Genomic DNA, 7,303 nt, shown 5'->3' on the forward strand with positions numbered 1-7,303 from the left:
ACAACAACGGCAGCACCGTCAGCACCACGATCACCGGTACCTCCGGCGGCAACTTCGAAAACCTGGTGCCGAGCACAACACCAGCCGTCACGACGATCACCGATTCGCCTGATGCCACTGGCCTGACCTTGTCTGCCAGCGAAACCATCACCGAAGGCGGCCAGATCACTTACACCGCGACGCTGACCAACCCAGCGCAGACTCCGGTCACCGTGACCTTGAGCAACGGTGCCGTGATCAACATCGCTGCGGGCGCCACGACCGGCACCGTCGCTGTCGATACTCCTGCCAACGACGTCTACAACAACGGCAGCACCGTCAGCACCACGATCACTGGTACGACCGGCGGCAACTTCGAAAACCTGGTGCCAAGCACCACGCCTGCGGTCACGACGATCACCGACTCGACTGACGCAACCGGCCTGACCCTGTCCGCCACCGGTACCGTGGCTGAAGGCGGTTCGATTGTTTACACCGCAACCTTGACCAATGCAGCCGGCTCGCCTGTCACCGTCACCCTGAGCAACGGCGCCGTCATCAACATCGCAGCTGGCGCCACCACGGGCACCGTGACGGTCGACGCGCCGAAAGACGACGTCTATAAAGATGCCGGCAAGGTTGAAGTCAGCATCGACAATGCTACCGGCGGTAACTTCGAGCACTTGACGACGAGCACTGCAGCCGCCGTTACCGATGTGACCGACACGCTGGACACCAGCACCGTTGCGCTCACCGCGACGCCGACTGTTGGCGAAGGCGGCGTGGTGGTTTACACCGCTTCGGTGAACGCCCCAGTCACCGGCACTCCGCTCGTGGTGACGTTGAGCAATGGCCAGTCCATCACCATCCCGGTCGGCGAAAGCTCTGGCTCGGTGAACTTCACCACGCCAAACGATGCGTTGGCTGGCGGTAGCAACCTGAGCGTCAAGATCGACGACGCCCAGGGTGGCAACTACGAAAAACTGGACATCGATGGCAAGCCTGCGGACACCGCGGTGACCGACGTCCAGGACACCACCGACCTGAGCCTGAGCGCCACCGGCACGGTTGCCGAGGGCGGCCAGATCACTTACACCGCCACCCTGACCAACGCCGCCGGCTCGCCTGTCACCGTCACCCTGAGCAACGGCGCCGTCATCAACATCGCCGCCGGCGCCAAGACCGGCACCGTGACCGTCGACGCGCCGAAAGACGACGTCTACAAGGACGCCGGCAATGTCGAGGCGACGATCAAGACAGCAACGGGCGGCAACTTCGAGCAGTTGGTGCCGAGCACCACGCCAGCGGTGACCGCCGTTACCGACACGCAGGACAACACCACTGTCAGCATCAGCGGCAGCTCCTCCGTCACCGAAGGCCAGGCCGCCACGTATACCGTCAGCCTGACGAACCCGGCGCAAACCGAAGTGACGGTCAAGATCGTCTACAGCGGTACCGCCGCCGACGGCTCGGACTTTACCGGTGTCTATACCGTGAAGATCCCGGCCAACGCCACCAGCGCCAACTTCAACGTGGCAACCTTGGACGACAAGATCACCGAAGGCACGGAAAACTTCGTGGTCAAGATCGACTCGGCCACTGGCGGCAACTTCGAGCACCTGGCGGTCAGCGGGACGAACGGCAGCGTCAGCACGTCGATCATCGACAACGATGCGCCGCCTGCGCTTGACCTGGATGCCAACGATTCCAGCGGCAAGACCGGCGCTGACTACCAAGTGACCTTTACCGAAGGCACCACCGGCCCGGGCGTGTCCATCGCCGACACCGACCTGAAGATCACCGACCCGGACAGCACCATGCTGACCGGCGCCACCATCGTGCTGACCAACCGTCAGCCTGGCGACGCGCTGAACCTGGGCAACAGCGTCAACGGCATCAGCATCAACGCCAACAGCACCGACGGCAAAGTCGTCCTGACGTTGACGGGCAATGCGACGCTGGCCGAGTACATGCAGCAGATCAAGAACATCAGCTTCATCAACAACAGCGAAGACCCGAGCACCGTACCGCGCGTCATCACCGTGACGGTGACCGACGGCACAAGCTACTCCAACACCGCCACGACCACGGTGAACTTGGTCGGCGTCAACGATGCGCCGGTTGCCACCGGCGGTTCGGTGACCGGCACCGAAGACACTTCGCTGGTGCTTGGCTGGTCGACCTTCGGCGTCAGCGACGTCGACAGCTCCGCCGCCAGCCAGGGCGTGAAAATCACCGGACTGCCAGGCGATGGCAAGCTGCAGTACCTCGACGGTGCAACCTGGAAGGACGTGGCCAACAACCAGACCTTCACCAAGGCTGATATCGATGCCGGCAAGCTGCGCTTCACGCCAGATGCCAATGAGTCCGGGACCGATGGCTACGGTGGCAGCGGCGTGGGCAACCAGCAGGCTGACTACACGCAAATCAAGTTCCAGCCTACCGACGGCCAGACGCTGGGCAACACCAGCACCGTGAAAATCGACATCACGCCGACCGCCGATGCGCCGACCCTCAACGTGGCCGGCAACAACGTGACCTCCACTGGCCTGATCAAGGAAGTCTGGACCGGCCTGTCGGGCCTGGGCACCGATGGCAGCGGCGCGCCGTCCGGCACGCTCAAGTCGGTGATCGATGCCGCCGGCACACCGAACAGCAGCACCAACGTGACCAACGTCCAGAACGACAGCAACGTCAATCCGGGCACCGCGTCGAAGACCTCGGGGCTGATTTTCCTGGAAGCTGGCAAGACCTACACCTTCAGCGGTACCGGCGACGACAGCCTGCTGGTCACCGTCGGCGGCAAGACCGCGGCAGCCACCACTTGGGGGGCGGGCGGCCAGTTGAACGGCTCGTTCACCCCGACCGCCAGCGGCTACTACACCCTGGACATCTACCACCACAACCAGACCGGTCCGGGCAGCTATGATGTGAACCTGTCGGTCAACGGCAGCACGCCGGTAGACCTGAGCAACGCCGGCGTACCGCTCTACACCGGGGTGGCCGACCTGGCGAATGCCGGCGTGTCCGTCTCCGACCTGCACGGCACCAACGGCGAAGGCTACTACGACGGCTTCAAGCTCAACGAAGGCGCCGAAGGCGGCAGCGTGAACCTGTCGAAGATCACCACTGCCCTGACCGACACCGACGGCTCCGAAAGCCTGAGCGTGAAGATCGGCGGCATGCCCGAAGGCAGCGTGCTGAGCGACGGTGCGGGTCACACCGCGATCGTGGGTGCCAACGGCGAGGCTTCGGTGACTGGCTGGAACCTGGGCAGTCTCAACCTGACGCCACCGACCTACTACAACGGCCAGATCAACCTGACCGTAACGTCGACCTCCACCGAATCCCTCGGCGGATCGGCGGTGACGACCGCGCAGATCCCGGTCACCGTTTACCCGGCGACCTATAACGCTGTCACCGCCACCTCCGGCAACGACAACGTCACCGGTACCGACGGCAACGACATCGTGGTCGCGGACATCGGCGGGCTGACCGTGGTGCCGGGCGTCAATTACAACATCGCCTTCATGGTTGACAGCTCCGGCAGCATGAGCGACTCGTCCGTCGCCGCCGCGAAGAACTCGTTGACCCAAGTGTTCAACACCCTCAAGCAGAGCCTGGGCAGCAACTCCGGGACGGTGAACATTTTCCTGGCGGATTTCGATAACCAGGTCAACAAGAACGTTGCGGTCAACCTCAACGATCCGAACGCGCTGACGCTGCTCAAGAACGTGCTCGACTCGATGGTGTCCGGCGGCAATACCAACTATGAAGACGTGTTCAAGACCACCGCAAACTTCTTCAACAGCACCCAAGCCCTGAGTAATACCGGTGCCAAGAACCTGACGTACTTCATCACCGACGGTGAGCCGACGCGCTACCAGTCCGGCGAAGTGACGAACCCAGTGTTGTACGGCACCGTCAAGCTCGACGACGTCCTGAGCGCGGCCAACTACACCGTTGGCAAGTACTACACCCAGACGATCGACAGCACACACAAATTCGTCATCGAAGAAAATGGCGACATGTACCTGTCGACAAAGAGCGGCAAGAACAATTGGAATGAGAGTTACGTCGGCACGGTGCATGCCGAGGGCAACGGCACGTTCGAATTCTCCACCCTGGACGGCGGCGGGTGGGGCGACGTCTCGGCAGCAACCGGCTCAGCGGCCAGCTTCACTCTGCTCAAAGGCTTGAGCAACGTTGAAGCCATCGGCCTGAACAACGGCGTGACCCTGGACGACCTCAAGCCGTACGATTCCGATGGCAAGCCGCAAACCAACATCGACCCCAAGGACCTGGCCAACTCGATCATCGGTCACACCGAAGCGACGTTGCCAGGTGCCGACACGGTCAATGGCGGCGACGGCAACGACATCCTGTTCGGCGACCTGGTGAGCTTCAATGGTGTCGCCGGCGAGGGTTATCAGGCGATCCAGTCGTTCGTGGCCCAGCAAAGCGGCGTCGACGTCAGCAAAGTCACCACCAGCAACGTGCACCAGTACATCACCGAGCACTACACCGCGTTCGATGTGTCCGGTGCCCATGACGGCAACGACACCCTGCTGGGCGGCAACGGCAACGACATCCTGTTCGGCCAGGGCGGCAACGACCTGCTGGACGGTGGCAAGGGCAATGACATCCTGCTCGGTGGCAGCGGTGCCGATACCCTGATCGGCGGCAAGGGCAACGACACCCTGATCGGCGGCCTGGGCGGCGACACCTTCGTCTGGAAATCCGGTGACACTGGCACTGATGTGATCAAGGACTTCAAAGTGGGTGACGGCGACCGGATCGATCTGCGGGATCTGTTGCAGGGCGAAACCGGCAGCACCATCGACCACTTCCTGAAGATCACCACGGTCGACGGCGTGTCCTCCTTGGAAGTCAGCACTACCGGCCAGTTCAACACGGCCAACAGCGCAGCGGCGCCGGACGTGACGATCAAGCTGGAAGGCAACAACTGGTCGAACATCAACCTGAACTCGCTCATCGCCGGCAGTGATCCGACCATCAAGATCGATCACAACAACAGCTGACGCTGACACAAACCCTGTGGCGAGGGAGCTTGCTCCCGCTGGGGCGCGAAGCGGCCCTGTTTTTTAGGGCTGCCGAGCAGCCCAGCGGGAGTAAGCTCCCTCGCCACGGGATAAGTGTTCAAAGGCCCCCTGGTTGGCCTATGCTGCCCAGCATGACGCCGCTTCATACATGAGGGATGCCCGATGTTTTATGTGCAACGCGATGCACAAGGCCTGCTGGTGCGCGTCGAAGCCACCGCTTACGCCGAGGCCACCGAGACCTTGCCGGCCGACAACCATGAAATCCAGGACTGGTTCGCCAACCAAGCAGTAGAAAACAGCCTCAAGCAGCTCAAGCAAAGCGACCTGGAGATGATCCGGGTACTCGATGACTTGATCCAGGTGCTGACCAGCAAAGGCGTCATCCGCGTCACCGACCTGCCACCTGCAGCCCAGGCCAAGCTGATGGACCGCAACCAGGCCCGTGAAGCGCTGGGCGGGTTGAGCCGGTTGATTGATGATGATGAGAAGGGGTTGATCTAGCCTCCCACGTCATTTCAGGCAGCACACAACACCTGTGGCGAGGGAGCTTGCTCCCGCTGGCCTTTGGTAGGAGCTGCCGAAGGCTGCGATCTTTTGATCTTTCGCTTCAACTCTGCTGACTTTGGAAAGATCGCAGCCTCGCTTCGCTCGGCAGCTCCTACAGTGCAGCCGAGCGGGAGCAAGCTCCCTCGCCACGGGTTTGGAGTTGTCTGGGCTGACCCCTTCGCGAGCAGGCTCGCTCCCACAGTTGATGGGTGTTGATTTCGATATTTCGATTCAACACAGATCCAGTGTGGGAGCGAGCCTGCTCGCGAAAGCGGTCTTCAATTTACCACCGGGCTTTCAGACTGACGCTTGAGCTTCAAGCCGATCCATCGCCCGTTCCACCAACAAATGCACCCCATCCGCCATGCGGCTGATCGCCAGGATCACGCTGCGGCGCGAGCCGTCGACGTCATCCGCCAGGTTGGCGGCGATGGCACTGATGGATAGCAAGTCTTCGGAGGCATTGGCCAGGAGGGCTTCGGTGTCGATGTCCGGGGCGACCATGAAGAGTTGGGCCCCTTGGGATTTGTCTGAGGGTTGATCGGCGGGTTTGGGATTGAGGTAGTAGTCGAGGACGCGTTCGGCGGCTTCGTCGAATTTTTTGGATTTCGACGGTTTGTCAGAGGCGTTGCCAGGGCTTCCTGGCGGATTTGGAGTTGCTTTGAACATGTCGTGAAGCTCCATCTGTAGAAGTGGAACCGACACCCTTCGCTTGCACGCAAATGAGGTGGCAGTTGTACGTAGGTGTGCAAGACCGGGCAGACGGAACCCCGGCAGACCTCTCCTCGCGAAGAAATCTCCCACGCACAACCGCCATAAAGCGCTTGTGCGTCGTCTTTTAACCGGCTTGCACGCCAGTGTCACCGTTTTTTTCGGTGACAAACCCAGACTAGCCACTCGACGGATGCCGGACAAGTTCACCGACTTCGCCAGAACTTGAAGGAAATCTCCTAGGACCTTGCTTTTAGGGGGTGAATATCCGTTTCTGCGGTAACGGCTGCTGGCGGTTCCGCTCTTACAGCGGGTCACTTTCGAAAAGCGCGAAAGTAACCAAAGCGCTTTGCCCCACCACTCGGCACCTCGCCTAGGCTCGGTGTGCCCTCACTCCGGCATTGCTCCGTGGGCCCGCCGCGATGGGCCATCCATGGCCCTGCGCGGCTATCCCGGCATCCATGCCGGGATGCCCACTGCGCAACGCCTGCGTTCGGCCAGCGTGGTTTAACGGGGCGTCGAGATCAAGATCAAGATCAGAAGCAGAGCAAGATCAAAAGCAGAGCAAGATCAAGAGCAAGAGCAAGAGCAAGAGCAAGAGCAAGAGCAAGAGCAAGAGCAAGAGCAAGAGCAAGGGGCCAGGGTGTCAGCCAGTGTTTATTTTGGCTGAGCCACCGCTATCGCGAGCAAGCTCGCTCCCACATTTGGATGTTCAGCAGCCACTCGATGCACGTTTGCCGCAAACCCTGTGGGAGCGAGCCTGCTCGCGAAGAGGCCAGCGCATCCACATCATCATCGACTGTTCCATCGCCTTCGCGAGCAGGCTCGCTCCCACAGGGAAACACAGTCCCACCGAGAGCCAGGTCGGCTTTAAGGCCGCCTCGGCTTGGCTTTTGATCTGAGGGCCCCGTTAACCACGATGGCCGAACGCAGCATTGCTGGAGTGGGCAACCCGGCATGGATGCCGGGTTAGCCGCGCAGGGCCATGGATGGCCCATCGCGGC

General features: G+C 61.4%; 2 protein-coding genes and 1 pseudogene. 2 read left to right on the forward strand and 1 reads right to left on the reverse strand.

Annotation, left to right across the window (positions count from 1 at the left end; genetic code table 11):
* Positions 1-5,021: pseudogene (locus FHK92_RS15090) on the forward strand (LapA family giant adhesin); the annotation flags it as partial.
* Between the two features lie 183 nt (positions 5,022-5,204).
* Positions 5,205-5,543 (forward strand): hypothetical protein, encoded by a 339-nt coding sequence (locus tag FHK92_RS15095; protein WP_014335964.1) that lies wholly within the window; start codon positions 5,205-5,207, stop codon positions 5,541-5,543.
* 342 nt (positions 5,544-5,885) lie between these two features.
* Here FHK92_RS15095 and FHK92_RS15100 read toward each other — a convergent pair whose 3' ends face one another.
* Positions 5,886-6,257 carry a DUF6124 family protein gene (locus FHK92_RS15100; protein ID WP_181288768.1) on the reverse strand — a complete coding sequence of 124 codons (372 nt, stop codon included), beginning with the start codon at positions 6,255-6,257 and terminating at the stop codon, positions 5,886-5,888.
* Between the last annotated feature and the right edge of the window lie 1,046 nt (positions 6,258-7,303).

It is taken from the genome of Pseudomonas brassicacearum subsp. neoaurantiaca, from assembly GCF_013608025.1.
GTDB lineage: Bacteria > Pseudomonadota > Gammaproteobacteria > Pseudomonadales > Pseudomonadaceae > Aquipseudomonas.